28 protein-coding genes are annotated in these 26240 nt (G+C 69.4%); 18 read left to right on the forward strand and 10 right to left on the reverse strand.

Going from position 1 to position 26240, the window contains the following annotated elements:
- Positions 1–30: 30 nt before the first annotated feature.
- Genes DW307_RS03435 through DW307_RS03445 form a run of 3 tightly spaced genes read left to right on the forward strand, consistent with a single transcriptional unit; the run spans position 31 to position 2614 of the window.
- Positions 31–1653 carry a molybdopterin-dependent oxidoreductase gene (locus tag DW307_RS03435; RefSeq protein WP_136023942.1) on the forward strand — a complete coding sequence of 541 codons (1623 nt, stop codon included), beginning with the start codon at positions 31–33 and terminating at the stop codon, positions 1651–1653.
- Positions 1654–1694: 41 nt separating this feature from the next.
- A complete protein-coding gene (locus DW307_RS03440; RefSeq protein WP_029260056.1) occupies positions 1695–2183 on the forward strand; it encodes a MogA/MoaB family molybdenum cofactor biosynthesis protein in 489 nt (162 codons plus the stop codon).
- A complete protein-coding gene (locus tag DW307_RS03445; RefSeq protein ID WP_136023943.1) occupies positions 2180–2614 on the forward strand; it encodes a molybdenum cofactor biosynthesis protein MoaE in 435 nt (144 codons plus the stop codon). The genes DW307_RS03440 and DW307_RS03445 overlap by 4 nt, the downstream gene beginning before the upstream one ends.
- Before the next feature lie 117 nt (positions 2615–2731).
- Here DW307_RS03445 and DW307_RS03450 read toward each other — a convergent pair whose 3' ends face one another.
- The 4 genes from DW307_RS03450 to DW307_RS03465 are packed head-to-tail and all read right to left on the reverse strand — an operon-like array spanning position 2732 to position 5482.
- Positions 2732–2965 carry a MoaD/ThiS family protein gene (locus DW307_RS03450; protein ID WP_029260054.1) on the reverse strand — a complete coding sequence of 78 codons (234 nt, stop codon included), beginning with the start codon at positions 2963–2965 and terminating at the stop codon, positions 2732–2734.
- The gene (gene moaC, locus DW307_RS03455) at positions 2962–3456 is read right to left on the reverse strand and encodes a cyclic pyranopterin monophosphate synthase MoaC (RefSeq protein ID WP_136023944.1); all 495 of its coding nucleotides are present in this window, start codon (positions 3454–3456) and stop codon (positions 2962–2964) included. The genes DW307_RS03450 and moaC overlap by 4 nt, the downstream gene beginning before the upstream one ends.
- Positions 3453–4688: a molybdopterin molybdotransferase MoeA gene (locus DW307_RS03460; RefSeq protein ID WP_136023945.1), complete on the reverse strand. Its 1236-nt coding sequence runs from the start codon at positions 4686–4688 to the stop codon at positions 3453–3455. Before DW307_RS03460 ends, moaC begins: the two co-directional genes overlap by 4 nt.
- The gene (locus DW307_RS03465) at positions 4685–5482 is read right to left on the reverse strand and encodes a HesA/MoeB/ThiF family protein (RefSeq protein ID WP_029260051.1); all 798 of its coding nucleotides are present in this window, start codon (positions 5480–5482) and stop codon (positions 4685–4687) included. Before DW307_RS03465 ends, DW307_RS03460 begins: the two co-directional genes overlap by 4 nt.
- Before the next feature lie 218 nt (positions 5483–5700).
- Between DW307_RS03465 and DW307_RS03470 the strand changes: the two genes are divergently transcribed.
- Positions 5701–6726, forward strand: a complete 1026-nt coding sequence (locus tag DW307_RS03470; protein WP_136023946.1) for a tellurite resistance/C4-dicarboxylate transporter family protein — start codon at positions 5701–5703, stop codon at positions 6724–6726.
- Here DW307_RS03470 and DW307_RS03475 read toward each other — a convergent pair.
- A complete protein-coding gene (locus tag DW307_RS03475) occupies positions 6680–8053 on the reverse strand; it encodes a D-alanyl-D-alanine carboxypeptidase family protein (RefSeq protein ID WP_136023947.1) in 1374 nt (457 codons plus the stop codon). The two genes, DW307_RS03470 and DW307_RS03475, sit on opposite strands and share 47 nt — an antisense overlap.
- A 156-nt stretch (positions 8054–8209) precedes the next feature.
- On the opposite strand from DW307_RS03475, the gene DW307_RS03480 reads away from it, so the two are divergent.
- The 6 genes from DW307_RS03480 (at position 8210) to DW307_RS03505 (ending at position 13163) form a co-directional block, all read left to right on the forward strand.
- Positions 8210–8602 (forward strand): TOBE domain-containing protein, encoded by a 393-nt coding sequence (locus DW307_RS03480; RefSeq protein WP_021199267.1) that lies wholly within the window; start codon positions 8210–8212, stop codon positions 8600–8602.
- 1 nt (position 8603) lies between these two features.
- On the forward strand, positions 8604–9380 hold the full coding sequence (gene modA / locus DW307_RS03485; protein ID WP_136023948.1) for a molybdate ABC transporter substrate-binding protein: 777 nt from the start codon (positions 8604–8606) through the stop codon (positions 9378–9380).
- On the forward strand, positions 9377–10165 hold the full coding sequence (gene modB / locus DW307_RS03490; RefSeq protein WP_205810331.1) for a molybdate ABC transporter permease subunit: 789 nt from the start codon (positions 9377–9379) through the stop codon (positions 10163–10165). The genes modA and modB overlap by 4 nt, the downstream gene beginning before the upstream one ends.
- The gene (locus tag DW307_RS03495) at positions 10162–11256 is read left to right on the forward strand and encodes a sulfate/molybdate ABC transporter ATP-binding protein (RefSeq protein ID WP_136023949.1); all 1095 of its coding nucleotides are present in this window, start codon (positions 10162–10164) and stop codon (positions 11254–11256) included. The genes modB and DW307_RS03495 overlap by 4 nt, the downstream gene beginning before the upstream one ends.
- Positions 11257–11373: 117 nt before the next feature.
- Positions 11374–12468: a GTP 3',8-cyclase MoaA gene (gene moaA, locus DW307_RS03500; protein WP_136023950.1), complete on the forward strand. Its 1095-nt coding sequence runs from the start codon at positions 11374–11376 to the stop codon at positions 12466–12468.
- Positions 12469–12476: 8 nt separating this feature from the next.
- A complete protein-coding gene (locus DW307_RS03505) occupies positions 12477–13163 on the forward strand; it encodes a hypothetical protein (protein ID WP_021199262.1) in 687 nt (228 codons plus the stop codon).
- On the opposite strand, the gene DW307_RS03510 is transcribed toward DW307_RS03505, so the two are convergent.
- Entirely contained in the window at positions 13160–13627 is a 468-nt protein-coding gene (locus tag DW307_RS03510; protein ID WP_021199261.1) for a GNAT family N-acetyltransferase, read from the reverse strand. The two genes, DW307_RS03505 and DW307_RS03510, sit on opposite strands and share 4 nt — an antisense overlap.
- Positions 13628–13743: 116 nt before the next feature.
- Here DW307_RS03510 and DW307_RS03515 point away from each other — a divergent pair, with 116 nt between their 5' ends.
- Positions 13744–14013, forward strand: a complete 270-nt coding sequence (locus DW307_RS03515) for a ribbon-helix-helix protein, CopG family (RefSeq protein ID WP_021199260.1) — start codon at positions 13744–13746, stop codon at positions 14011–14013.
- A 104-nt stretch (positions 14014–14117) separates the two neighbouring features.
- Here DW307_RS03515 and DW307_RS03520 read toward each other — a convergent pair whose 3' ends face one another.
- A complete protein-coding gene (locus DW307_RS03520) occupies positions 14118–15332 on the reverse strand; it encodes an amidohydrolase (protein WP_136023951.1) in 1215 nt (404 codons plus the stop codon).
- Positions 15333–15385: 53 nt separating this feature from the next.
- Positions 15386–16033, reverse strand: coding sequence for a TetR/AcrR family transcriptional regulator (locus tag DW307_RS03525; protein WP_021199258.1), 648 nt, complete (start codon positions 16031–16033; stop codon positions 15386–15388).
- A gap of 158 nt (positions 16034–16191) precedes the next feature.
- On the opposite strand from DW307_RS03525, the gene DW307_RS03530 reads away from it, so the two are divergent.
- The 6 genes from DW307_RS03530 (at position 16192) to DW307_RS03555 (ending at position 24035) form a co-directional block, all read left to right on the forward strand.
- The gene (locus tag DW307_RS03530) at positions 16192–17850 is read left to right on the forward strand and encodes an ABC transporter substrate-binding protein (protein ID WP_136023952.1); all 1659 of its coding nucleotides are present in this window, start codon (positions 16192–16194) and stop codon (positions 17848–17850) included.
- 73 nt (positions 17851–17923) lie between these two features.
- Positions 17924–18748 (forward strand): ABC transporter ATP-binding protein, encoded by an 825-nt coding sequence (locus tag DW307_RS03535; RefSeq protein WP_021199256.1) that lies wholly within the window; start codon positions 17924–17926, stop codon positions 18746–18748.
- Complete coding sequence (locus DW307_RS03540) at positions 18745–19551, forward strand: ABC transporter ATP-binding protein (RefSeq protein WP_136023953.1); 807 nt, start codon at positions 18745–18747, stop codon at positions 19549–19551. Before DW307_RS03535 ends, DW307_RS03540 begins: the two co-directional genes overlap by 4 nt.
- On the forward strand, positions 19548–20636 hold the full coding sequence (locus DW307_RS03545; RefSeq protein WP_021199254.1) for an ABC transporter permease: 1089 nt from the start codon (positions 19548–19550) through the stop codon (positions 20634–20636). Before DW307_RS03540 ends, DW307_RS03545 begins: the two co-directional genes overlap by 4 nt.
- A gap of 1 nt (position 20637) precedes the next feature.
- Positions 20638–21789: an ABC transporter permease gene (locus DW307_RS03550; RefSeq protein WP_136023954.1), complete on the forward strand. Its 1152-nt coding sequence runs from the start codon at positions 20638–20640 to the stop codon at positions 21787–21789.
- Positions 21789–24035: an exo-beta-d-1,3/1,6-glucosidase gene (locus tag DW307_RS03555; protein WP_136023955.1), complete on the forward strand. Its 2247-nt coding sequence runs from the start codon at positions 21789–21791 to the stop codon at positions 24033–24035. Before DW307_RS03550 ends, DW307_RS03555 begins: the two co-directional genes overlap by 1 nt.
- Before the next feature lie 49 nt (positions 24036–24084).
- On the opposite strand, the gene DW307_RS03560 is transcribed toward DW307_RS03555, so the two are convergent.
- Positions 24085–25434 (reverse strand): DUF1214 domain-containing protein, encoded by a 1350-nt coding sequence (locus tag DW307_RS03560; protein ID WP_029265082.1) that lies wholly within the window; start codon positions 25432–25434, stop codon positions 24085–24087.
- Between the two features lie 64 nt (positions 25435–25498).
- On the reverse strand, positions 25499–25948 hold the full coding sequence (gene soxR, locus DW307_RS03565; RefSeq protein ID WP_021199250.1) for a redox-sensitive transcriptional activator SoxR: 450 nt from the start codon (positions 25946–25948) through the stop codon (positions 25499–25501).
- 134 nt (positions 25949–26082) lie between these two features.
- Here soxR and DW307_RS03570 point away from each other — a divergent pair.
- The coding region (locus tag DW307_RS03570) for an indolepyruvate ferredoxin oxidoreductase subunit alpha (protein ID WP_168440978.1) at positions 26083–26240 on the forward strand (158 nt) is incomplete at its 3' end.

The raw sequence follows: 26240 nt of genomic DNA on the forward strand, positions 1-26240 counted from the left end.
TGTCGACGTGACGTCGGACAGGAGACGACTATGGTGCAGCGCCGCAGTGGCAAGAGGTTCCTCGTCTGGGCCGCCCTCGCGGGCGTGATCGGCGGGGGCGTCTTCCTCGCCACGGCCGAGCTGTTCGCACTGCTCTTCGCGCGCGCAGCCAGTCCGATCCTCGCCGTGGGCGGGTTCGTGATCGACATCGTGCCGCAGCCCTTCAAGGAGTTCGCGATCGCCACGTTCGGCGAATACGACAAGATCGCCCTGCTCGCCGGCCTCGGACTGGCTGTGGTCATCGCCTCGGCGATCGCCGGCATCCTGCAGTTCGTACGGCCGCCGCTCGGCGTGATCGCTCTCGTGATCGCGGGCGCACTCTCGACCGCGGCGATCGTGACCCGGGCCGCCGTCGCTCCGCTCGCCTTCCTGCCCCCGGTCCTGGGAACCGTCGTGGGGTCGTTGGTCCTCGTGCTCCTGTGCCGTCGCCTGCGCGGATGGAGGGATTCCGTCGTCGGCGTCGAGAGCGAACGGAAGAGCGACACGTCGACCGCTGGAGACGAGATCGTCCGTGCCGACGACGAAGGAGAGTCCGTCCGCCCCGGAATCGACCGCCGCCGCTTCTTCGTCCTCGCCGCGCTCGCCGGGGCATCCGCACTGGTCGTGGGCATCACCGCCCGCACCGTGAGCATGGCGGTGTCGTCGGTCGAAGCGATCCGCGGTGCGCTCAAGCTGCCCTCCCCGAAGACCACGGTGACCGTGCCGCAGGGCGCCGAGCTCGACATCCCCGGGCTCAGCAAGCTGTTCACCCCGAACAAGGACTTCTATCGCGTCGACACCGCACTCACGGTGCCCTCGATCGATCCGGACACCTGGCGTCTGGTGATCGACGGGATGGTCGACCAGCGTGTGGAGATGAGCTTCCAGGACATCCTCGACATGGGCCTCGACGAGTACGCGATCACGCTCACGTGCGTCTCCAACGAGGTCGGCGGTGAGCTCGTCGGCAACGCGAAGTGGCTGGGGGTGCCGTTGCGCGACGTGCTCAAGAAGGCGGGAGTGAAGTCCGGTGCCGACATGGTGCTCTCACGCAGCGTCGACGGCTACACCGCGAGCACGCCGCTCTCGGCGTTGACGGACGACGACCTCGACGCGATCCTCGCCGTCGGGATGAACGGTGAACCCCTGCCCCTCGAACACGGATTCCCGGTGCGGATGGTCGTGCCCGGCCTCTACGGATACGTGTCGGCGACCAAGTGGCTCACCGAGCTCAAGGTCACCACCTTCGCCCAGGACGAGGCGTACTGGACTCCCCGGGGCTACAGCGCGGAGGCCCCGATCAAGTTCGCCTCGCGCGTCGACACCCCCAAGATCGGCGAGGCGGTCGACGCCGGGAAGATCCCGATCGCCGGAGTCGCCTGGGCGCAGTCGGTCGGTATCGAGCGCGTGGAGGTCAGCATCGACGACGGGGACTGGATGCCGGCGACGCTGTCGACCCCGATCAACGACGACACCTGGGTGCAGTGGTTCATGGAGTGGGATGCCACGCCCGGCACGCACTACGTCGCCGTGCGTGCGATCAACAAGAACGGCGATCTGCAGATCCAGGAGCGTGCGCCGATCGCACCGAACGGTTCGTCGGGCTGGCAGCGTTCACTCATCCGGGTCAACTGAGAGCCGTGCGCGGTCGGCCGCTCGGGCCTAGTGTGGGAGCCATGGGCCCGCTCCCCGCACTCGTGATCACCGTCTCGGACCGATCATTCTCCGGAGAGCGCGAGGATCGCGGAGGTCCGATCGCCGTGGGCCTGCTCCGCGATGCCGGATGGCACTGTCCCGACGCCGAGATCGTCGCCGATGGCGCGGGTTCGGTGGCGGACGCTCTGCGCCGGGCCGTCGCCCGCGGCATCCGGCTGGTGGTGACGACCGGGGGAACCGGTGTCGGTCCTCGTGACCTGACGCCCGAGGGGACGCGGCGCGTGATCACCCGAGAGATCCCCGGGATCGCCGAGGAGCTGCGTCGCAGCGGACTCGCCGACACCCCGCTGTCCGTGCTGTCACGCGGGCTCGCCGGCATCGTCGATCCTGACGGCACGCTCGTCGTGAACCTTCCCGGTTCGCCGCGGGCCGTCGCCTCCGGCGTCCCCGTGGTGCTCGGCGTCGCCGGGCACATCCTGGATCAGGTGAAGGGCGGAGACCACTCATGAACGACGTGCGGATCGCAGCGGTATCGGAGGAGCGACTCGATCTCGACGCGCACCTCGCCGCGGTCGAAGACCCTCGACTGGGGGCCGTGACGACCTTCGTCGGGCGGGTGCGCGACAACGACCCCGACGCCGAGACACCCGTGGTCGGGCTGGAGTACAGCGCTCACCCCGATGCGGAGGCGACGCTGCGGCGGATCGCCGAGCAGGCCGGTGCCGGCGCGGAAGCCCCCGCCATGGTGGCCGTGAGCCATCGCATCGGACGCCTCGACGTGGGCGATGCGGCCGTGGTGATCGCGGTCGCCTCCGAACACCGTGCCGAGGCTTTCGAGGTGTGCCGGGCGGTCATCGAGGCGATCAAGAGCGACCTCCCCGTCTGGAAGCGTCAGCTCGAGGTCGACGGGACGTCGTCGTGGAAGGGCATCGGCGGCTGAGCCGCGGGGCCAGCCGTCGATCCTGACGCGCCATCTGCATGAGCTCTTGCCGCGTGCAGGAGGAAACGCCGGTCATCGGTCCTGCAAGCGGCCAGCGTTCCTGCAGGCGGCGTGTGGTCATCCACCCGCGAAGGGCGGGAGCACATCGATGAGGTCCGCGTCGTCGAGGACGAGGTCGCCGTCGGTGCGCACCCCGTCGACGAGCACCGCGCAGCGCGGCAGGATGTCGACGAGGGCCGGATGCTCGGCGACGACCGCCGCGCGCAGGGCGACGAGTGACCGCTCCCCGCGCTCCTCGACGTCGGTTCCCGCAGCCTCCGCAGCAGCGGCGAAGTAGCGCACCCGCGTCATCGGGGGTCTCCGGGGTCTGCTTCGCCCGGACGGACCCAGTCGCCGGAACGGCCGCCCGACTTCGCCACGATCCGCACGTCTTCGATCACGACGGCGCGGTCGACGCCCTTGATCATGTCGACGATCGCGAGGGCGGTGACCGACACGGCCGTCAGCGCCTCCATCTCGACACCGGTACGGTCGGCGGTGCCCACCGTCGCCTCGATGCGCACGCCGTCGTCGACGATCTCGAGGTCGACGCTCGCCCGATGCACGCCGATCACGTGCGCCAGCGGCAGCAGCGCGGGGGTGGACTTGGCCGCCTGGATGCCCGCGATGCGTGCCACGGCGAGCACGTCGCCCTTCGGCACGGTGCCATCGCGGAGGGCGGTGATCACGTCGGGGCTGCAGCGGACGAAGCCTCGGGCCGTCGCGGTGCGCACGGTCGGCTGCTTCGCGGTCACGTCGACCATGTGCGCGCGGCCCGCCGCGTCCAGGTGAGGAAAGCTCATCCGACCAGCATGACATCGATGACGTCGCCTACGGCCACGGTCTCGACCTCGGCCGGCACGATCGCGAACGCGTGCGCACGGGCGAGTCCGCCCGCGAGGTGCGATCCCGATCCGCCGGCGGTGGCCGGGCGGACGGTGCGGGCCGCGAGGTCGACGACGGCGGGAAGGTACTGGCGTCGGCCCGGCGGCGGCGTCCACGATGCGTCGGCGGTGAACGTGGCGCGCGGTCGGTGGATCGCGGAGCGCCCCTGCATCGCGAGCAGGGCGGGGCGCACGAACACCTCGAACGACACCGCCACGCTCACGGGGTTGCCCGGCAGTCCGAATACCAGAGACCCGTTCTCGAGCACCCCGAAGGCCTGCGGTTTGCCCGGTTGCATGGCCACCGCGGCGAATTCGACCTGTCCGCCGCCGTCGAAGGCCCCGCGCACCGGCTCGTAGGCGCCCGCGCTCACGCCGCCGGTGAACACGATCACATCGGCTCCGCGCGCGACGGCCTCGGCGGTCACGGCTCGGACGGCGTCGGCCTCGTCGGGAACCCGCGCGACCAGCACCACCTCGGCGTCGGCTGCGGCGACCAGCTGTTCGAGCAGGGGACCGTTCGAGTCGGGGATGCGTCCGCGGGTGGGTGCTTCGCCCGGCGCGAGCAGTTCGCTGCCCGTCGACACCACGGCCACGCGCGGAGCCCGCGTCACCGAGACCTCGACGATGCCGGCCGCGACTGCGGCGGCGAGCTGGAAGGGTCCGAGGCGCTCGCCGGCGTGCACGACTTCGTCGCCGGCGCGCAGGTCGGCTCCGCGTCGGCGCACGAACACTCCGGGCTTGGCCGGGGCGTGCAGCACCGTCACCTCGCCGAGGGAGTCGGCGAGACCGCCGGCCGTGTCCTCGAAGGGCACGATCACGTCGGCATCGGTGGGGGTGGGCGAGCCGGTCATGATGCGTGCGGCTTCGCCGACGCCGAGCGCAGGGTCGAGGGCGACTCCGGCGGGCAGGTCGGCGACCACGCGCAGGGTGACCGGATTCTCCTCGGACGCGTCGGCGACATCCGCACCTCGTACCGCGAAGCCGTCCATGGCGGAGTTGTCGAACAGAGGGATGTCGTGGGCGGCGGCTGCGGCAGCGGTGAGCGTGCGCCCCGCGGCAGCCGCCACCGGCCGTGTCTCGTGCTCGATGACGTGGACGGCATCGAGCACGCGCGCGAGCTGTTCCTCGACCGTGCGGCGGCCGGTCATGCGCGGGCCCCCGCGGTGGCCTCCGGGGTCGTGGCGGTTGCCGGGCGGATCACGATCTCGTGCTGCCGGGACGTGAGCGCATCGACCATCGCGAGTCGTCCGAGCAGCGGCTCGCCTGCGCCCGTCACGAGTTTGATCACCTCGCCGGCGAGCATCCCGCCGACCTGCACGCACAGGGCGCCGAGCACACCGACCTGGGCGCAGCTGGGGGGTTCGCCCTCGGTGCCGACCGGGAAGAGGTCGGCGAGCACGACCGGCTCTCCCGCGGGCGGGTCCGACCAGAAGACCGTGGCCTGCGCGTGCCACTCCTGCACAGCTCCCCACACGAGGGGAAGTCCGAGCGCTTCGCAGGCGGCGGCCACCTCACGACGGGTCGCGAACGTGTCGCTCGTGTCGACCACCACGTGGGCGCCCGTGAGCAGGCGCTCGGCATTGGACGCATCCAGGCGCTCGGGGACCGGGGTCACGACGGTGTGCGGGGCGAGGGCGGTGATGGCGCGTGCGGCCGATGCGGTCTTGCGCGTCCCGATGTCCTCCACCCGGTGCGCGAGCTGACGCTGCAGATTGGTGAGCTCCACCACGTCGTCGTCGATCACCGTGAGCGATCCGACCCCGGCGGCGGCCAGGGCGAGGAGCACAGGGGATCCGAGTCCGCCCGCGCCGACGATCGTGACGTGAGCGGCGTTGAGGCGGCGCTGTCCCTCCTCGCCGATGCCGGCGAGCACCGCGTGCCGCGCCGTACGGACGAGTTCTTCCGGCTCCAGCACGGGAGCGGGGGCGACGAGAGGCTGCATGGACTCAGCGTATGCCCGTCGGGTCGCGACGTCGCGGCTCGCCTGATCGTGCCGCGGCGGATGTTCTGACATCCTCGACTGCAGAGGCGCGCGGTACCGCGGCCGACATCGGTGACGATCTTCGAGAGGTGTCGGATGGTGGACTGCGGCGAGAAGACGGGCGCGGAGCAGGGACCCTCGCCCGAGTGCCGCAGGAGTACCGGCGGTCGATCTGAGTGATGTCCGTGCGCACGATGATCGAACGGCTTCCGCCCGCGGGATTCTCCTTCGTGATGGCGACCGGCATCGTCGGCACCTCTTTCGTCGCGATCGGACTGTCCCCGATCGGGGCCGTGGCGTTCGTGCTCGCCGTCGGCGGGTATGCGCTCCTGCTGATCGCCACCGTCGCGCGCGTGCTCCTGGCGCCGGCCGCCGTGCTCCGTGACGCCGGTGACCCGGGCCGCGCATTCGGGTTCTTCACGATCGTGGCGGCGACCGGGGTCACCGCCACCTTGGGTGCGTCGCTCGGGGCCGAGGGGATCCTCCCCGTCGCCCTCGCCCTGGAAGCGCTGCTCTGGGCGCTTCTGACGTACGGGATGCTGCCGTGGCTCGTCACGCACGCCTCCCGGCGTCCCCTGCTCCGCACGGTCGACGGCGGGTGGTTCCTCCTCGTCGTCGCCACCCAGTCGCTGTCGGTCCTGACGAGCGCGACCGCCGGAGGGCACCCCCTGCTGGGCCTTGCGGCGTTCGCGCTCTGGTGCCTGGGGATCGTTCTCTATCTGTTTCTCATGGCGGCGGTGACGGTGCGGCTGCTCGGCCAGGAGATCGGTGCGATCGAGGTCGCGCCGACCGCATGGGTGCTGACGGGATCGACCGCGATCTCCGCACTGGCCGCCGCGCGTCTGCTGACGGCAGACTCCGCCGTCCTCCCCGGCACGGAGGGAGCGGTCACCATCGTGGCGATGGCGCTCTGGTCGTTCGGAACGTTCCTCATCCCGTTCCTCGTGGGGCTCGGCATCCGGGACCTCCGCACGCGTCCGGGCGCGCGTCGGTTCACCGTGGGGTGGTGGAGCATCGTCTTCCCGATCGGCATGTACGCCACCGCGACCGTCGCCCTCGGCAGGGCCGCAGGCGTCGGGGAGCTGGTCGCCGTCGGCACGCTCGCGGTGTGGTGCGGTGCTGTCGCCTGGGTGCTGGTCAGCATCCTGGCGATCGGTCTCAGCGTCGAGCGTCTGCGATCGAACCGAGCTGCGACGGGTGGGTGAGGCGCCACCACTCGGACGGCTGGTCGATGCTCCCCTTGATCTCGACCGGAGCGGTGACCGTGTTCGGGCCGGCGGTCCAGGTGACGGTGCCCACGGTGGAGCCGTCCCGATAGGTCGGCGGCGTCTCGATGTCCATCGTCACGGTGATCGGCGTGTCCGACCACGTGAAGATCGACGCCGCCTCGCCGATGACCAGGCGGGCGGAGGAGCCCCACGGCGTCGAGATCGTCCCGACCTCCTGGCCGGGGGTGGCGACGGGCACCTCGTGGAAGCCGGAGCGGAGGCCGTCCAGGGCGGCGAGCACACCGGCGTTCACCGAATCGCGTGACGACCCTCCGAGGATCACGCCGGTCACGGCCAGCGGATCGGTGGTGCCCACGACGAGGGTGGCCGTGTACAGCAGGCTGTAGGTGCCCTCGCCGAGGGTGCCGGTCTTCAGTCCCGTGATCCCGCTGGTGCCGAGAAGGCCGTTGGTGTTGTAGAGCAGGCCCGCTCCGGGGAGCGTGATCGACGGGGTCGCGACGATCTGGGCGATCACCGGGTTCGCGGCGGCGAGCTTTCCGATGGCCACGAGATCGACCGGTGTGCTCGTGTTGCGCGGGCTGATGCCGGTGGGTTCGGTGATGGTCGTGCCGGTCAGCCCCTGGGCGGCAAGCCAATCCCGCGTCGCGCCGAGGAACGCGCTCTGCGATCCGAAGACGTGCGACGACAGCGCCTCGGCATAGTTGCTCGCCGAGGGGATCAGCATGGCCGCCAGGGCATCGCGCAGCGACATCGACGTGCCGGTGGGCATCGGCGCGATCGTGGCGCCCTGCACGTAGTACCGGTCGTAGAGGTCGTGGTCGGCCTTGCCGAACGTGATGGTGGGACCGGGGTCATCGACGGAGGCGAGCGGCGACGCGTCGAGGATGACGAGTGCGGTGATGAGCTTGGTGATGCTCGCGATGGGCAGGGGTTCGCCGGTCCCGCTCGAAGACCAGATGCCACTCGCCCCCTCGCCCAGATAGGCGTCCGCGCCGGCGATGCTGATCGCTGACGCACCCGCCGGGGGCGTGGTGATCGCCGCCGCATCGACGGCCGGGACCTGCGGCGTCTGCGTGGTCACCGCCGGCGGATCCACGGGCGCGGTGAGCGCCCACCCGATGTAGCCACCGGCGGCAGCCAGCAGCAGGAAGATGCAGGCCCCGGTGATGATGAGCCCCCGCCGCCTGCGCTTTCGGCGCACCTCCGGATCGATCCGATCACGGGGGGAGAGGAACTCCTGCTCGTGGGACATCAGTTCAGCGAACTCGGAGAGGTCGTCCGCCGGTGGATTCGGTGCCGTCATGGTGACACTCATCTTGGCCGACCCCTGCCGCACGCGCTATCGGCCATTCGGGGGACACAGGAACGGTCCGTCGACGTGCGGAGCGGAAGGGGTATGGATCATTGCAGACTCGGAGATTTTCGAGGAAAATCTCCGCTTCTGCGGTAGGTTCTCTCCATGCAGACGTATCGGATCGCTCGCGCAGCGCAGCTGCTCGGCGTGAGCGACGACACCGTCCGGCGTTGGATCGAACAGGGGCTGCTTCCGGTCACCGATGCCGTGCCCGCCGAGATCCCCGGCGATGCCGTCGCGGAACGGGCCGTCGCGCTCGCGGAGGAGGCGAAGAGTGCCGGAGATGTGCTCTCCAGCGCGCGCAACCGCTTCGTGGGAATCGTCACCCGGGTGCAGATCGACGGGCTGATGGCGCAGGTCGACATCCAATCTGGTCCTCATCGCGTGGTCTCGCTGATGTCTGCCGAGGCCGCGCGCGAACTGCACCTCGGGGTCGGCGCGCTCGCCACCGCCTCCGTCAAGGCGACCCAGGTCGTGGTCGAAGTACCGAAAGGCTGACATGAACCGCACGCTCCGCGCCGCCGCCGTCCTCGCCGCCGCCGCGCTCGCCCTCACCGGCTGTGCGGGTGGCGCCGCGAGCACTCCCTCCCCGTCGGCGACGGCGGAGAAGAGCGGTGTGAGCGGAGAGCTCACGGTCTATGCCGCCGCATCGCTCAGCGGGGCTTTCGATGCGATCGGCGAGGCGTTCACCGCCGAGAACCCCGACGTGCGGTTCACACCCGTCTACGACGGCTCGTCGACCCTCGTCACGCAGATCCTCGAAGGAGCACCGGCTGACGTGTTCGCGTCCGCTGACGAGGCGAACATGGACAAGGCGGCGGATGTGGCGGTCGATCCGACGCTGTTCGCCTCCAACACCCTCGTGATCGCGGTGCCGGCGGGCAACCCGGGCGAGGTGGAGACCCTCTCCGATCTCGCCGACGTGACCACGGTGCTGTGTGCGCCCGAGGTGCCGTGCGGTGCGGCCACCGCGAAACTGCTCTCGACGGCGGGCGTGACGGTCGACGCGGCCAGTCTCGAGCAGAACGTCACGGCCGTGCTCACGAAGGTCGCCGCTTCCGAAGCCGATGCCGGACTCGTGTACGCCACCGATGTGATCGGACGTGACGACGTCGAGGTGATCGTGCCCGACGGTGCCGACGACGTCGTCAACCACTACCCGATCGCCGCGCTGGCCGATGCGCCGAACACCGAGGCGGCCGATGCGTTCGTGACGTTCGTGCTGTCGGACGCGGGTCAGAAGATCATGGCGGACTTCGGCTTCGGGGCTCCATGAGCGTGACCGGCGCACGCGGATACGCTCCGCGCGCGCTCGTTGTTCCGGCCCTCATCGGACTGTCGTTCCTCATCCTGCCGCTGACCGCACTCGTGGCGCGGGTGCAGTGGTCGACCTTCTTCGCCGATGTGACGTCGGAGGCTGCGCTCTCGGCGCTGCTGCTGTCGCTGGGCACCGGCCTGCTGGCCACCGTGCTGTGCATCGCCGTCGGGGTGCCGCTCGCGCTCTACATCGCCCGCTCCGGGCCCCGCCTGGCCGCGGTGCTGCGTGCCGTCGTCACGGTGCCGCTGGTGCTGCCCCCCATGGTGGGCGGCGTCGCGCTGCTCTACCTGTTCGGGCGCGCGGGGTGGCTCGGCGGGCTCGGCCTGTCGTTCAGCACCCCGGCTGTCGTGCTGGCACAGACATTCGTCGCCCTGCCCTTCCTGGTGCTGGCCGTCGAGGGCGCGGTGCGCACCTCGGGCGTGGACTACGAGCGCACGGCGGCAGCGCTCGGAGCCGGACGATGGACGATCCTGCGCCGCATCACCCTGCCGCTCGCCGCGCCGGGCATCGTCGCCGGCGTCGTGCTGTGCTTCGCGCGGGCCATCGGCGAGTTCGGCGCGACGGCGCTGTTCGCCGGGAACCGGCCGGGAGTCACCCAGACGATGCCGCTCGCGATCTACACCGCGTTCAACGGTGCCGGAGTGTCGCAGGGCACGGCGGTCGCCCTCGCCCTGCTGCTGCTCGCCACCGCGATCATCGTGCTGCTGCTCGTGCGCGGCTGGCGACCGGGGGCGGCGCGATGACCCTGGCGAACGGCCTGCCGGCCGAGCGCCGCGCCGCCGTCGAACCGGGCCTGCGCGCCGACATCGTGGTCGAGCGCGAGCACTTCGCCGTCGAGGTCGCCGTGCAGGCAGCGGTCGGTGAGACGGTCGCCGTCATGGGACCGAGCGGCGCGGGAAAGTCGACGCTGCTGCAGGCCCTCGCGGGACTCGAGCCACTGACCGCCGGGCAGATCGATGTCGCGGGACGCGTGGTCGACCGCGTGTCCGCGCCCCGCGTGCGGACCACGCCGATGAACCGGGGCATCGTGCTGCTGGGACAGGATGCGCGGCTGTTCCCGCATCTCTCGGTGCGCGAGAACGTGGCCTTCGGCCCCCGAGCTGCAGGGGCGGATGCTGGCTCGGCGCACGACCTTGCGGACGAATGGCTCGCGCGCGTCGGACTCCGCGGTGCCGGCGGACGGATGCCTCGCGAGCTCTCCGGCGGGGAGGGGCAACGCGTCGCGGTCGCCCGGGCTCTCGCCGCGTCCCCACGCGCGGTGCTGCTCGACGAGCCGCTGGTGGCGCTCGACCCGGCGACGGCCGGCGACATCCGACAGATGTTGCGTGATCAGCTGGCCGGGATCACCACGATCGCGGTCACGCACGATGCCGCGGATGCCGTCGCACTGGCGGAGCGGCTCGTGATCATCGAGGCCGGTCGGGTCACACAGAGCGGACCGGTGCGCGCCGTCCTGTCGGCTCCGGCTTCCGAGTTCGTCGCGTCGATCGCGGGGGTCAATCGCGTGGCGGGGGTCGCCGCGGGCGGCGCCTGGCGGAACGGAGATCTGCACCTCACGACCACGGATGCCGGCTCGCTCGCGCTCGCCGCAGTCGACGGCACCCCTCTCGCTGCGGTCTTCCGCCCCGAGCACGTGCGCGTCGTCGACGCCGCGGATCCGGATGCCTGGCGCACCGAGGTCACGCGACTCGAGCCCACCCTCGCCGGTGTGCGCGTGCAGACCGCGGGATGCGCCGTCGATGTCTCCCTCGCCGACGCTGCCGGGCTCGCGCCGGGAGATGCGGTCCACCTGCGGGTAGACCCCGCGCACGTGAGCTTCGTGCCCGTGCTCTGACGAAGTCGCCGCCGACGCTTCCGGACACTGGCAATCTGCCGGTCGTCGCCACGAAACCGGCCCTGCCCCGGTCGTCGCGGGTTACTCTCAAAAGATGACGGGGAGTGGGGAAGCGCCATGGCGGCCGTACCGGTCGTGATCGGTGTGCGCGCGCCGCGCGTCGATCCGTCTCCGCAGGCCGCCTCTCTCGCAGGAATCGGCGGAGGTCTCGTCGACACGCACGGCCGGGTGCATCGCGATCTGCGCATCTCGCTCACCGATCGCTGCTCCCTGCGCTGCACATACTGCATGCCCGAGCAGGGCAACGAGTGGCTCGCCCGCACGAGCATCCTCTCCACCGACGAGATCGTCGAGGTGGCCGAGGTGGCCGCGGCCCTCGGCATACGCACCTTCCGGCTCACCGGCGGCGAGCCGCTGCTGCGGACCGACATCGTCGAGGTGGTGAGGCGAATCTCCCGCATCGAGGGGGAGGAGGGCCCCGTCGAGGTCGCGATGACCACCAACGGCATCAGCCTCGCCCAGAAGCTCCCGGCCCTGATCGATGCCGGGCTCACTCGCCTCAACATCAGCATCGACACGGTCGATCGTCAGCGCTTCGCCGACCTGACCCGGCGCGACCGCCTCGACGATGTGTTCGAGGGCATCGCGGCGGCTGCGGCATCCGAGCTCCGCCCGCTCAAGCTCAACGCGGTCGCGATGCGCGGCGTCAACGACGACGAGCTGGTCGACCTGGTGGAGTTCGCGATGAGCGTCGGCGCGCAACTGCGATTCATCGAGCAGATGCCGCTCGACGCCGGACACACCTGGGACCGGGCCTCGATGGTCACGCGCGAGGAGATCCTCGCGTCGCTCGGGGAACGCTGGCGTCTCGATCCGGTCGAGGGTCGGGGAGGCGCACCCGCCGAGAAGTGGCGGATCGACGGCGGCCCGCATGAGGTCGGTGTGATCGCCTCGGTCACGGCCCCGTTCTGCGGCGCCTGCGACCGCCTGCGGCTGACCGCCGACGGCCAGCTGCGCAACTGCCTCTTCTCGCTCGCCGAGTACGACCTGACCGGGTTGCTGCGCGGTGAGTCGGCCGCTGCGCCCGGGGAGCGCGCCGACGAGATCGCCACATTGCTGCGCTCGTGCGTGCACGGCAAGCTGCCGGGGCACGCGATCGACGACCCCTCCTTCCTGCAGCCGGCCCGCGGGATGAACGCGATCGGCGGCTGACCGGGCCCGTGCGCACCACGCAATCACGCTCGGCAGTGCTGTCGCAGCTCTGGGACGAGATCGAGAGTCTCCGTCCAGACGATCGGATCCTGGTGGCGCTCGACGGCTTCGACGGCGCAGGGAAGACGCATCTCTCTCACGAACTCTCAGCACAGGCTCGACGACGCGAAGGCCGGCCGGTCGTCGGCGTGAGCATCGACGGATTCCATCGCCCGAAGGCCGAGCGCATCGCAGCGGGCACAGGACCGGAGGGCTTCTACTCCGGTTCCTACCGATACGACGCGTTCCGCGCCTGTGTCGTCGATTCCCTGCGCGCGCACGGGGCGATCACGCCGGCTGTCTGGGACGTCGGTCGTGACGAACCCGTCGACCCTGCACCGATCGCCGTCCCTCCGACGGGGGTCGTCCTCGTCGACGGGATCTTTCTCCAGCGCCCCGAAATCGCCGCCGTGTGGGATGCCACGGTCTGGGTCCATGCGCCGTTCGAGGTCAGCGTCCCCCGGGGCAACGCCCGATTCCCGGGGAGCCACGACCCCGATCCGGAGGCGCCGTCCAACCGCCGGTACGTCGGTGGGCAGCGTCTGTACGTCGCGGAGGCCCGACCGCAGGAGCGGGCGACCTGGGTCTGGGACAACACGGTCCTCGACCGGCCGACAGTGCGGCGGAACGGGGATCCTTCGGCTTCGGCCGACTAGCGAAGACGCCGCTCGAAGACCACGTTGATCGGAGTGAACCCCATTGCCTCGAAGAACGTGTGCGCGTCGTGGTTGAACGACCACGAATCGAGTCTCACCGCATCTACGTCCTCTGCGCGCCCGATGGCGACGGCAGCGTCCATCAGTTGCTGACCGACGCCTTGTCGCCGTTGGCCGGGGTCGACAGCGATGTGGTGCACATACAGGCTCTTGGACGCGTGACGGAACGGATTCGCAGGTCGCGCGTTGACCTCGGCGAGTATGTAGCCGCCGACCGCGCCGTCCACGTCCGCGATGAGGACGATCGCACCCTCAGCTAGCTGCTCGGCGAGGAACGCACGCAGCGCCTCCGGTTCTGGCTCTCTGAAAAGATCGGGTCTCCCCTCCGCGTGTAGCAGTTGGACCCCGGCGTTGAGGGCGCTGAGCCGATCGATGTCTGCTGTTGTCGCTCTTCGAACCAACATGGCCGAAGCCTATCGACCGACGGCTTTCGGGACTTCGGAGGCTGATCCGCGGTGCGGGGCCGCGACGGCTTCTTATTCGTATACACAAATCGGTGATTTTCGTATACGCCAATGGCATGAGCGAGCACCTGTTGAACGGCAGGCCCGTGACCGACGAGCAGATCCAGGCGTGGGCAGATGAGGCCGAGGCCGGCTATGACCTGTCGACACTTCCCAAGCCGCGTCGAGGTCGACCGACCGTGGGCGATGGGCCCGGCGTGGTAATTCCGGTCCGGCTCGACGCAACCACCATCGCTGCCCTGACGGCGCGCGCTGAGGCCGAGGGCATCGCCACGCGCTCTGAGGCGATTCGCGCCGCGGTGCGGGAGTGGGCACACGTTGCCTGAACTGCACGGATCAGCCCGCAAGCACTACCGACGTGACCAACTCGACGAACTCCAAGTCGTCCCCGCCATCGTCATGTCCGGGGTGAGCGCATCGCCCCGGCCCTCTACGCGAGGAACTCCCGGGCGGCGGCCGACAGCGCGGTGACGCCGACCTCGATCGTCGGGTGGATCTCCGGTGCGAAGAACGGCGAATGGTTGGTGGGGACGTCCTCGCCCAGGCGGCCCGCGGCGACCGCCTCGGCGAACCGGGCGGGGTCGATCCCGCCCCAGAACCAGAACACGAGGGGTGCCCCGGCGTCGCGGGCGAACCAGGAGACGTCCTCGCTGCCGGTGAACATGCCGGGGTCGATCACGGCCGCCTCGCCCAGGGCGCGCTGCAGCGCCGCGGTCACCCGGACGGTGGCGTCCTCGTCGTTGATGGTGGCCGGGAGGGTGTGGTCGGTGCGGATCTCGGGCTCCCGCTCGGCCCCCGAGGCCGTGGCCTCCGCCCGCACGATGCGCTCGACGCTCGCGAGCACCTTGTCGCGCGTCTCCTCGTTCGGATAGCGCAGGCTGAGCTCGAGCTTCGCCTCGGCGGGGATGATGTTGTTCTTGAGGCCCGCGTGGATCGAGCCGACCGTCACGACCGCGACGCCCTGCGGGTCGATCTCGCGCGAGGCGATGGTCTGCAGGCGCATCACGGTGGCGGCGGCCATCACGACCGGGTCGATCGTGGCGTGCGGTCGCGAGCCGTGTCCGCCGCGGCCGTGCAGGGTCACGGTGAGTCCGTCGGAGGCGGCCATCTGCGTGCCGCTGCGCACGCCGATCACGCCGGCGGGCAACGGGGTCACGTGCTGGCCGAGCACCACGTCGGGCTTCGGGTAGCGGTCGAGGATCCCGTCGTCGAGCATCGCGCGCGCTCCGGCACCGTACTCCTCGGCGGGCTGGATCAGCACGACGAGGGTGCCCGACCAGTCGGATCTCTCGGCGACGAGCTTCTCGACCGCACCGACCATGGCCGTGACGTGCATGTCGTGGCCGCACGCGTGCATGACGGGAACGGTGGTGCCCGCGGGGTCGACGCCCTTCGCCGTGCTCGCGTACGACAGGCCGGTCTGCTCCTCGACGGGCAGTGCGTCCATGTCGGCTCGCACCCAGACGACCGGGCCTTCGCCGTTGCGCAGCACTCCGACCACGCCGGTCACCCCGACGCCCTCCTCGACCTCGAGCCCCAGATCGCGCAGGTGCTGGGCGGCGATGCCGGCGGTGCGCGTCTCCTGGAACGAGAGCTCAGGATGCTGGTGCAGGTCGATGTAGAGCGCTTCGAGGTCGATCGTCATGGCCCGAGCCTAGCCGGGCCGGCGGTCGTTGCCGAGGGCCCGCGATCGACGGATCAGGCGGGGTGCACGTACGTCGGCAGCGCCGGCCCGGGGTGCAGCACGGCGTTCACGATCGCCTGGATCGCGAATTCGCTGGCTCCGCCGAGCTCGACGACGTCGGGGTGCAGGAGCCATTGCAGCTGCAGACCGTCCATCACCGCGAGGATCGCGGCGGCGGCTGCGGCGATCGTGTCGGGATCGCGCACACCCTCCTGGGCGCACAGCTCGTGGAACGCCGCCGTGACCTCTCGACGCAGGGTCGTGTAGCGGTCCTCGAAGAAGTGCCGCGCGGGATGGTCGTCGGTCACGGACTCGGCGGACAGAACCGTGTAGGCCTGCACGATGCCGGGCCGCTTCTCGTTCGCGAACGCCGTGCGCACCAGGTGCAGGAACAGCTCAGGTCCGTCCGGGATGTGCTTCTCGGCGAGCTCGGCGACGTCGGCCTGGTCGCGATAGGCGAGAACCTCGAGCAGCAGCTTCTGCTTCGAGCCGAAGTGGTGCAGGACGCCGGCGTGGGTGATGCCGACCTGCTCGGCCACGTCGGCCAGAGTGCCGTTGGTCGAGCCCTTGTTGCCGAAGATCTCGACGGCCGCTTTGAGGATCTGCTCGCGTTTCGCGAGGGTCGCCGGGCGCACGCGCACTGTCTGGTCGCTGTCTACCACCGCGGCCTCCTCTCCATCGTCGGGCTGTGCTTGCGATCAAACTTACTACTCGGTAACCTCACGAGAGCTTACTTTCTCGACAGTAAGCAAATCACGACAGTCGGTGGACTCCCGTCCTCCGGCGACGCAGCACAAAGACCCGTGCCCTAGGAGAAGCAATGAAGCTCAGAAAGTCTCTGATCGCCGCGACCGCGATCACCGCCCTCGGCGTATCGGCCCTCGCCGGATGCTCGGCTGGCGGTGGATCCGACGATGGCGCCGGCTCCGCATCCCTCACCATCGCGAAGCCCGATGGCGCGATCACCACCGAATCCAACAACCCCTTCGTCGGCGACTCGTCCGCCTCGAAGTACGGCTACGGCAAGGTGATCTTCGAGACCCTCGCCCTCGTGAACCAGACCGGCGACCGCGGCGTCACCCCGTGGCTCGCTGACAGCCTGGAATGGAACGACGACTACACGGTGCTCACTGTCGTTCCTCGCGCCGACGTCACCTGGAGCGACGGCGAGCCCTTCACCGCCGAAGACATCGTCTACTCCTACGAGCTCGCCTCCACCCCCGCCCTCGACACCGCGGGCCTCCAGCTCGACGGCGCTGCCGTCGACGGCGACAAGGTCGTGCTGACCTTCGCCGCGTCGAAGTACGTCAACCAGGCCCGCGCCCTGCACGTGCCGATCGTCCCGAAGCACATCTGGGAGAACCTCGACGACCCGGCCACCGACCCCGTCAAGGGCGACGACCTGGTGGGTACCGGACCCTACGTCCTCTCGAACTGGTCGACCGAGTCGGTCACGCTCGACGCCCGCGACGACTACTGGGGCGGCGACCTGGCCGTGCCCGAGCTGCACTACGTCTCGTACGGCGACAACACCGCGCTCACCACGGCCCTCGCGAACGGCGACGCCGACTGGGCGCAGGCGTTCATCCCGCAGATCGAGGAGCAGTTCCTCTCGGCCGATCCCGAGCACAACAAGTTCTGGGCGGCTCCCACCACCGGTTCCGCGACGCTGTTCATGAACCTGCAGCAGAAGCCGTTCGACGACCCGGCCTTCCGTCAGGCGCTCGCCTGGGTGATCGACCGCGACGCCTACGTCGACATCGCCCGCGAAGGCGCCAGCGAGGCCGTCTGGTCGGTGACGGGACTCTCCTCGATCCTCGACGACGAGATCCAGCCCGAGTTCCAGGGCAAGGAGTACGCGGTCGACGCCGAGAAGGCCCGTGACCTGCTCACCACCGCCGGGTACACCTGGAAGGACGACGCGCTGATCGACCCCGACGGCACACCCGTCTCGTTCACGCTCTCCGTCCCCTCCGGCTGGAGCGACTGGAACACCGCGCAGGAGCTGATCGCCGAAGATGTCACGGAGGCCATCGGTGCCGAGGTCAAGATCGACATGCCCGACTGGGGCGGCTGGGCGGACCCGCGCGACAACGGCACGTTCTCCGCGATCATCCATTGGCTCGAGGACAGTGGCACGGCCTACGGCCTGTACACCTCGACCATGGACCCGCGATGGATCTCGGACGGGAAGGCCGGCTTCAACTTCGGTCGCTTCGACGACCCGACGGCGACGGCCGCGCTGAACTCCTACGCCAACGCCTCGTCGGACGAGGAGCGCACCGCCGCGGTCGACACGCTGCAGACGATCTTCTCCGAGCAGGTGCCGGCCATCCCGCTGGGCGCGCACCCGCTGCTGGGCGAGTTCAACACCCGCAACTACGTCGGATGGCCTTCGGAAGAGGACCCGTACGCGTCTGCCGACCCGACTCAGCAGAACATCGTGCAGATCCTCACGAAGCTGAAGCCCGCCGAGTAAGCAGCATCCTGCAGGGGAGCCCGCCTCGGTGACGGTGCGGGCTCCCCTGATCAGGTCGACGAAGGACACCCCCATGCCAGACCCCCTGCTCAGCGTGCGCGACTTCTCGGTCGTGTACGACGTCGATCCGCCCGTCGAGGCGGTGAAGAACGTCACCCTCGAACTGCAGCGCGGCGAGATCCTCGGTCTCGCCGGTGAGAGCGGATGCGGCAAGACCACGCTCGCCTACGGTGTGCAGCGCCTGCTCCGGGCACCCGCGGTCATCACCGGCGGCAGTGTGACCTTCCACGATGTGACCGGGGTCGACATCGACATCAACGCCCTCGGCGTGGATGCCATGCAGCGGTTCCGCTGGGACAAGGTCTCGATGGTGTTCCAGGGGGCGATGAACGCCCTCAACCCGGTGGCGACGATCGGTTCGCAGCTGGAGGACGTCTTCGAGATCCACCGCCCGGACATGAACCGCAAGCAGCGGCGCGCCGAAGCCGAGGAGCTGCTGGAGATCGTGAAGGTCGGACGCCAGCGCGTGCGCTCCTTCCCGCACGAACTGTCCGGCGGCATGCGCCAGCGCGTGATGATCGCGATGGCCCTCGCGCTGCGTCCGCAGCTGATGGTCATGGACGAGCCGACGACCGCCCTCGATGTGCTGGTCCAGCGGGAGATCCTCAAGCAGATCTCGCAGCTGCGGCACGAATTCGGCTTCTCGGTGATCTTCATCACCCACGACCTTCCGCTGCTCCTGGAGATCAGCGACCGGATCGCGATCATGCGGGAGGGCGAGATCATCGAGCTCGCGACCGCGGAACGCATCTGGACGCAGCCCGAGCACGAGTACACGAAGACACTGCTGTCGTCGTTCCCCCGGCTCACCGGGGAGAGAGGGGTGCTGGTGCGATGACCACCCTCGAATTCCGCGGTGTCACCAAGGCCTACAACGTGCGCGGGGCGGGCCAGATCAAGGCCCTCGACGACGTGAGCTTCACCCTGACCTCCGGGCGCACGATCGGGCTGGTCGGCCAGTCCGGGAGCGGCAAGTCGACGATCGCGAAGATCCTCACCCAGCTCGAGACCCCGACCAGCGGAGAGGTGCTGCTCGACGGCACGCCCATCCCTCGTCGCGGCAAGGGGCTCCGGAAGTACCGGCAGCAGCTGCGCATGGTGTTCCAGGATCCGTTCGCCTCGCTCAACCCGTACCACTCGATCCGCTATCACCTGGAGCGGCCGGTCCGTCTCGACGACGTCGTGCCGAAGAAGCAGACGGAGGACGAGGTGCGCCGGCTCCTCGCGCGCGTGCGCCTGGACGCGGACGCGGTGATCGATCGACGCCCGCACGAGCTGTCCGGTGGCCAGCGGCAGCGCGTGGCCATCGCCCGCGCCCTGGCCTCCCGCCCTTCGCTCCTCGTCGCCGACGAGCCCGTCTCGATGCTCGACGTGTCGATCCGCCTCGGCGTGCTGAACCTGCTCGCCGATCTGCAGCGCGAAGAGGGACTCGGCGTGCTCTACATCACGCACGACCTCGCGACCGCCCGCCACTTCAGCGACGAGATCATGGTCCTCAACCAGGGCCGCGTCGTGGAGTACGGCGCCGCCGACGACGTGATCCTCAACCCGCAGGACCCGTACACGCGGGAACTGCGATCCGCTTCCCCCGACCCGGACACGTTCTTCGCGCAGGACGCATCGAACGGAGGCACCCTGTGAGCACCGCATTCCCCCAGCTCGACGACAACGACCTGGTCGCCCGCGACGCCCTGGAGGTCGGCACCACCGCCACCGCGGCGGAACGCGGACGCCGACGTGTGCCGTGGCGCTTCTTCGCCGGCCGAGCCGCCTTCTACCTGTTCACCCTGTGGGCGGCCATCACCATCAACTTCTTCCTTCCGCGCCTCATGAAGGGCGACGCGGTCAGCTCCTACCTCGCGCGCAACCGCAACGTGAGCCCCGAGGCCGCCGATGCGCTGCGCATCCTGCTCGGTATCGACACCGACAAGTCGATCTGGCAGCAGTACCTCGAGTACTGGGGGATGCTGCTGCGCGGAGACCTCGGCATCTCGACCCTGCACGGTCTGCGGCCCGTGGCGGAGGTGCTCGCCGCCGCCCTCCCGTGGACGCTGGGTCTCGTCGGCATCGCGACCATCATCTCCTTCACGATCGGCACGATCGCCGGGGCCGTCGTCGGCTGGAAGCGCGGCAGCAAGCTCGACGCGATCATCCCGGTGACGACCTTCTTCAACACGATCCCGTACTTCTGGCTCGGACTCATCGCGATCGCGATCTTCTCCTCGACCCTGAAGTGGTTCCCCTCATCGCACGCGTACGACAAGGGTCAATCCCCGGAGTGGAGCTTCGACTTCATCGGCCAGGTGATCATGCACGGCACGCTGCCGGCGCTGACGATCGTGGTCGCCTCGCTCGGCGGATGGGTGCTCGGCATGCGCAACATGATGCTGACCGTGCTCGACGACGACTACATCACCGTGGCTCAGGCCAAGGGCATGCCCAACAAGCGCGTCCTCTGGGGCTATGCCGCTCGCAACGCCGTGCTGCCGCAGATCCAGAGCTTCGCGCTGTCGATCGGCTTCATCGTCGGCGGCACGATCGTGATGGAGATGGTGTTCAGCTATCCGGGCGTCGGCAAGCTGCTGCTCGACGCGACCAACGCCAAGGACTTCGCTCTCATGCAGGGCGTGTTCCTCGTGATCACGCTGTCGGTGCTCGTGGCCAACATCCTCGCGGATGTCGTCTACGCCTACCTCGACCCGCGCACGCGCCAGATGGAGTCCTGACATGACCGTTCCCACCACCGCAGCGAGCACCGCGCCCGACGGGTCGGCCGTCGTCTCCGGCATGCCGGAGACCGCGACCCTGCGCACCCCACCGGCGGGCGCTCCACCTCGCAAGACGTTCTGGTCGCAGCTCGCCCAGGCGTTCGCGATGTTCCGCAACCCCAAGTCGATCGCCGGGCTCATCATCCTCGGCGTGTTCGTGCTCATCGCGATCCTCGCGCCGTGGATCTCACCCTACGGGCCGACGCAGAAGGATCGCACGGCATTGCGGCAACCGCCCTCTTGGGAGCACTGGCTGGGCACGACGCACATGGGGGAGGACGTGTTGAGTCAGATCATCTACGGCACCCGCGGTGTGATCGTCGTCGGCTTCCTCGCCGCCTTCATCGCCACGATCATCGCGATCACCATCGGTGTGATCGCCGGCTACGTGCGCGGCTGGAAGAGCGAGTCGCTCTCGGCGCTGACGAACGTGTTCCTGGTGATCCCCGGCATCCCGCTCATCATCATCATCGCTTCGCAGTTCGAGAACCCGCCGCTGATCGTGATCGCCGCGGTGCTCGGCATCACCGGGTGGGCCTGGGGCGCTCGCGTGCTGCGCGCGCAGACCATGTCGCTGCGCAACCGCGACTTCATCCAGGCGGCACGCGCGAACGGCGAACCGCTGCGCCGCATCATCACGGTCGAGATGCTGCCGAACCTCATGGCGCTCATCGCGTCGAGCTTCGTCGGCACCGTGACCGCCGCGATCCTCGGCCTCACCACGCTGGCGTTCATCGGGGTGATCCCGGTGAGCAATCTGAACTGGGGCACGATCCTGTTCTGGGCGCAGCAGAACGGCGCCTTCCCGCGTCTGTGGTGGTGGTACGTGCCCGCAGGGCTCTGCATCGCGATCATCGGTGTGGCCCTCTCTCTCATCAACTTCGGCATCGACGAATACGTCAACCCGCGCCTGCGCTCGGCCGGCGAGCGGGCCAGGGCGATGAAGAAGAAGGGGCTGAACGTAAACGACGCCGTCACGGCCGTCCGCAGCGTGCCCCTGCCGAAGACGACCTCCGATCCCGTAACGTCGGCGACCTCGCCGGACGCCTCCGATTCCTCGAAGACCTCGACCCCGAACTCGACCCCGAACTCGACCCAGAACACGAAGTGATGACCTCTCAGACCCTGACCACCCAGCTCCCGTACCAGGACCCCGCACTCTCGATCCCCGAGCGGGTGGCCGACCTCCTCAGCCGCATGACGCTGGAGGAGAAGGTCGGGCAGATGCTCCAGCTCGATGCCCGCGACGACATCGACGACCACATCGCCCGCCGTCACGCCGGATCGATCCTGCACACCTCGCCCGAGCGCATCCTGCGGGCGAACGAGCTCACCGCGCAGACCCGGCTCCGCATCCCGCTGCTGGTGGGAGAGGACTGCATCCACGGCCACTCGTTCTGGCCCGGTGCGACGATCTACCCGACGCAGCTCGGCATGGCCGCATCGTGGGATTCCGACCTCGTCGAACGCGTCGCCCGCGCGACGGCCGAAGAGGTCGCAGTGACCGGCATCCACTGGACCTTCTCGCCGGTGCTGTGCATCGCCCGCGATCTGCGCTGGGGCCGCATCGACGAGACCTTCGGCGAAGACCCGTTCCTGATCGGCGAGCTGGCCTCGGCGATGGTGCGCGGCTACCAGGGCGACGGACTCGACGACCCGACCGCGATCCTCGCGACCGCCAAGCACTTCGCCGGGTACTCCGAGACCCAGGGCGGGCGCGACGCGAGTGAGGCCGACATCTCACGGCGCAAGCTGATCTCCTGGTTCCTGCCGCCGTTCGAGCGCGTCGCCCGCGAGGGGTGCCGCACGTTCATGCTCGGCTACCAGACCACCGACGGAGTGCCGATCACGACCAACGACTGGCTGCTCAGCGATGTGCTGCGCGGCGAGTGGGGCTACACCGGCACGCTCATCACCGACTGGGACAACGTCGGGCGCATGGTGTGGGAGCAGCGGATCCAGCCCGACATCACGCACGCGGCTGCTGCGGCCGTGCGGGCGGGCAACGACATGATCATGACCACGCCGGCCTTCTTCGAGGGTGCGCTCGACGCCGTCGCTCGGGGCATACTCGCCGAGGACGCCTTCGACGCTGCGGCCGCCCGCATCCTGACCCTGAAGTTCGAGCTGGGCCTGTTCGAGAACCCGCGCCTGCCGGGCACGGAACTCGACGCCGTGGTGGGCAGTGCCGCGCACGCCGAGCTGAACCTCGAGGTCGCCCGCCGTTCGCTCGTGCTGCTCGAGAACGACGGCGTGCTGCCGCTCGATCCCACCTCCGCGCTGAAGGTCGCGGTCACCGGTCCGCTCGCCGACGACGCGCAGACGCAGCTCGGCGACTGGGCCGGCGGCTCCGGGCAGGCGGGCTGGCTCGACGGTCAGCCGCGCGAGATGATCACCACCGTGCTCGACGGGCTGCAGGCGATCGACGGTTGGACCGTCACGCACGCCCGCGGCGCCGACATCCTCACTCTCGAAGAAGACCCGCAGGGGCCGTTCTTCCCCGACAAGCAGCCGCGTCCGCCGGTCGTGAAGGCTTGCGAGCCGGATGCCGCGATGATCGCGGAAGCCGTCGCCGCGGCCTCCGAGTCCGACGTCGTCGTCGCGGTCGTGGGTGATCGGATCGAGCTGGTCGGCGAGGGGCGCTCCACCGCGACGCTCGAACTCATCGGCGGGCAGAACGGCCTGATCGACGCGCTCATCGCGACCGGCACGCCCGTGGTCATCGTGCTGCTGGCCTCGAAGCCGCTCGTGCTCCCGGCATCGGCCTCGAAGGCTGCCGCCGTGATCTGGGCGGCGAACCCCGGCATGCAGGGTGGCCGTGCGCTCGCCGACATCATCTCCGGCGCGGCCGAGCCGTCCGGGCGCCTGCCGATCTCGTTCGCGCGCCACGTCGGTCAGCAGCCGACGTACTACAACCAGATCCGCGGACAGCACGGTGACCGCTACGCCGACCTCACGCAGTCACCGGCCTGGGCGTTCGGCGAAGGGCTGTCGTACACGACGGTCGAGTACTCCGACTTGACGCTCGAGGCGACGACGCTGGGGGAGTCCGACACGATCGTCGGTCACGTCACGGTGTCGAACACGGGCACTCGGCCGGTGCGCGAGACCGTGCAGGTGTACGTGCGCGACTCCGTGACGAGCGTGAGCTGGACCGACAAGGAGCTGAAGACCTTCCGCCAGGTCGACGTCACCCCCGGCGCATCCGTGCGGGTACGCCTGGAGCTGCCGGTCGCCGACTGCACCATCGTCGACGCCGCGGGCAACCGCATCGTCGAGGCCGGCGCGTTCGAGCTGCTGGTCGGCCCGAGCTCCCGCGAAGAGGTGCTCCTCTCCGCCGACTTCGAGGTGCGCTGACCCGCCGCGGCGGGCGAGCGCACCTCGCGATCGACCCGGTGTGCTCGGTTCAGGCCTTCTGGAAGTCGGAGGGCTTCCAGGTGCCGTCGAACGCGGGGGCGCCTGGGCCGTAGATCCGGAAGTAGGCGAACCACTGCGAACCGGGGTTGGTCTGCAGCCATGGCACCTCATCCCGGGGTCGATCGGGACCGAAATGAAGGGTGATCCCGCCGGATCCGTCGGGCGCGAGGTCGTCGCGCAGGCTTGTCAGCACGGGCTTGAACTGCGGGGTGTTGATCTCCGAGCGGGTGTCGAGGTCATAGAGGGTGACAGACCAGAACTGAGCGGCGGGCACGGGGGCGGGAACGGTCAACGTGTACGACGTGGCCCCATCCAGTGCGGCCCCGTCCGCATCGACCGCGGCGAGCCAATAGAGCGAGCCGGCGCCCTCCTTGTGCATGAACATCTTGTCGGTTTCGAGGGTGGCCTGGTAGAACCAGCGCTCCCGCACCGAGAGGTTGAGGAAGTTCTTCTCGTAGTACCCGAAATCTCCCTCGGAGTAGACCACCCACTCCCAATTGCGGTCAGGCCAGACGAGCCGTTCCGGTGCGTCGTCGGCGAACGCCGCCACCACGAGCTGCTCGTTCCCCTTCTCGGCTGCCTCGGACAGGATCGAGACGAGTTCCGCGTCGGGCGCGAAGGGGCGGTCTGCCCGCAGGCCGAGGTCGGCGAGCATGCCGTACTGGTTGTAGAGCGCGGGGGACGGCACATCGATGTCGAGTGCGCGCTTGAGGGCATGCCAATAGTCGATGGTTCCGTCGACCACGCAGGGGTTCGCGACGGCCTTGCGGTCGGACATGTCCACGAACACGTTCGGTGCCGGGTTCTCCGCATCGGCCCAGGGGTAGACCTTCAGCGTGCGCAGCAGTGCCTTCCCCTTCTCCGGGTCGGGGAACGGTGCGCGCGCGCAGATCAGGAACCTGTTCGTCGGGGGGTGCTTGACGATGTAACCGGACTCGGGCAGGGGTCCGTCGTACCCCGGGGGGACGAACAGGTACTTGGCGCCCTTGCCCTCGTCCTCGCCGACGACGCCCATGTTGGTGACGAACTGGAAGTTCGTGTCATCGATCACGCCGATCAGCGGACCGGCGGGGAGCTCGACGACGACGGGGCCGTCGGTCGTGTCGCCCAACCCGAGTCCGTAGGGGGTGTCCGAGTTCTGGGTGAGGGTGACGAGGTCCGGCGTGGTGAGCTGGATGAGGAGACCGCGGTTGGCGGGCGCCCCGAGCTCTTCGATGGACTCGAAGTTCAGCACCATCGACACCGTCGGGTAGAAGAACTTGTACGCCTCGACGGCGCGGTTGAGCAGCGCGTCGCGGCGGATCCTGACGATCTCTTCGGTGGTGGGGAGCTTCTTCATCGGCGGTGTCCCTTCATGGCGTTTCCGCGATCATGTCAGAGACCGTCCGCGCGGGAAAGAGGCGTCAGTCCCGCAGGCGCTGGGGGCCGGCGCCCTGGGTGCCCAGGGCGTCGTCGGGGTTGAGCAGGCCGCACGCCTTCATCGACAGGCACCCGCAGCCGATGCATCCGGTCAGTTCGCGCTCGAGGCGCTCGATGCCCTCGCGACGCTTCTCGAGCTCGCGCTTCCAGCGTCTCGACGCTCGTTGCCAATCGGCGTGGCTCGGAGTCTCGGTCAGGGGCACGTCGGCGAACGCGGTCTGCACGTCCGACAGCGGGATGCCGAGGCGCTTCGCGACCGTGATGAGCGAGACGCGACGCAGCATGTGCCGGGCGTAGCGGCGCTGGTTGCCGGGCGTGCGGGTCGAGGCGATCAGGCCGAGCGTCTCGTAGAAGTGCAGGGCGGAGGCGGCGACCCCGGTGCGTCGGGTCATCTCGCCGATCGTCAGCGGCTCGTCGGGTGCGTGCGGACTCATCCGGCGTGCTCTCCCTCCGTCTGCCGTCCCTCGATTTGACCTCAAGTGTACTTGAGGTTTTACGGTTGAGGGGTGGCTCGGAGACGGGCCGAACGAACGAATGAGGACAGCGTGACCCGGACGAAGACCCCGCGATGACCTATGTGATCGCCCTGCCGTGCGTCGATGTGAAGGACAAGGCCTGCATTGACGAATGTCCCGTCGACTGCATCTACGAAGGCGAACGCTCGCTCTACATCCACCCGGACGAATGCGTGGACTGCGGTGCCTGCGAGCCGGTGTGCCCGGTCGA

The sequence above is a fragment of the Microbacterium sp. K27 genome, assembly GCF_004794435.1.
GTDB lineage: Bacteria > Actinomycetota > Actinomycetes > Actinomycetales > Microbacteriaceae > Microbacterium > Microbacterium maritypicum_A.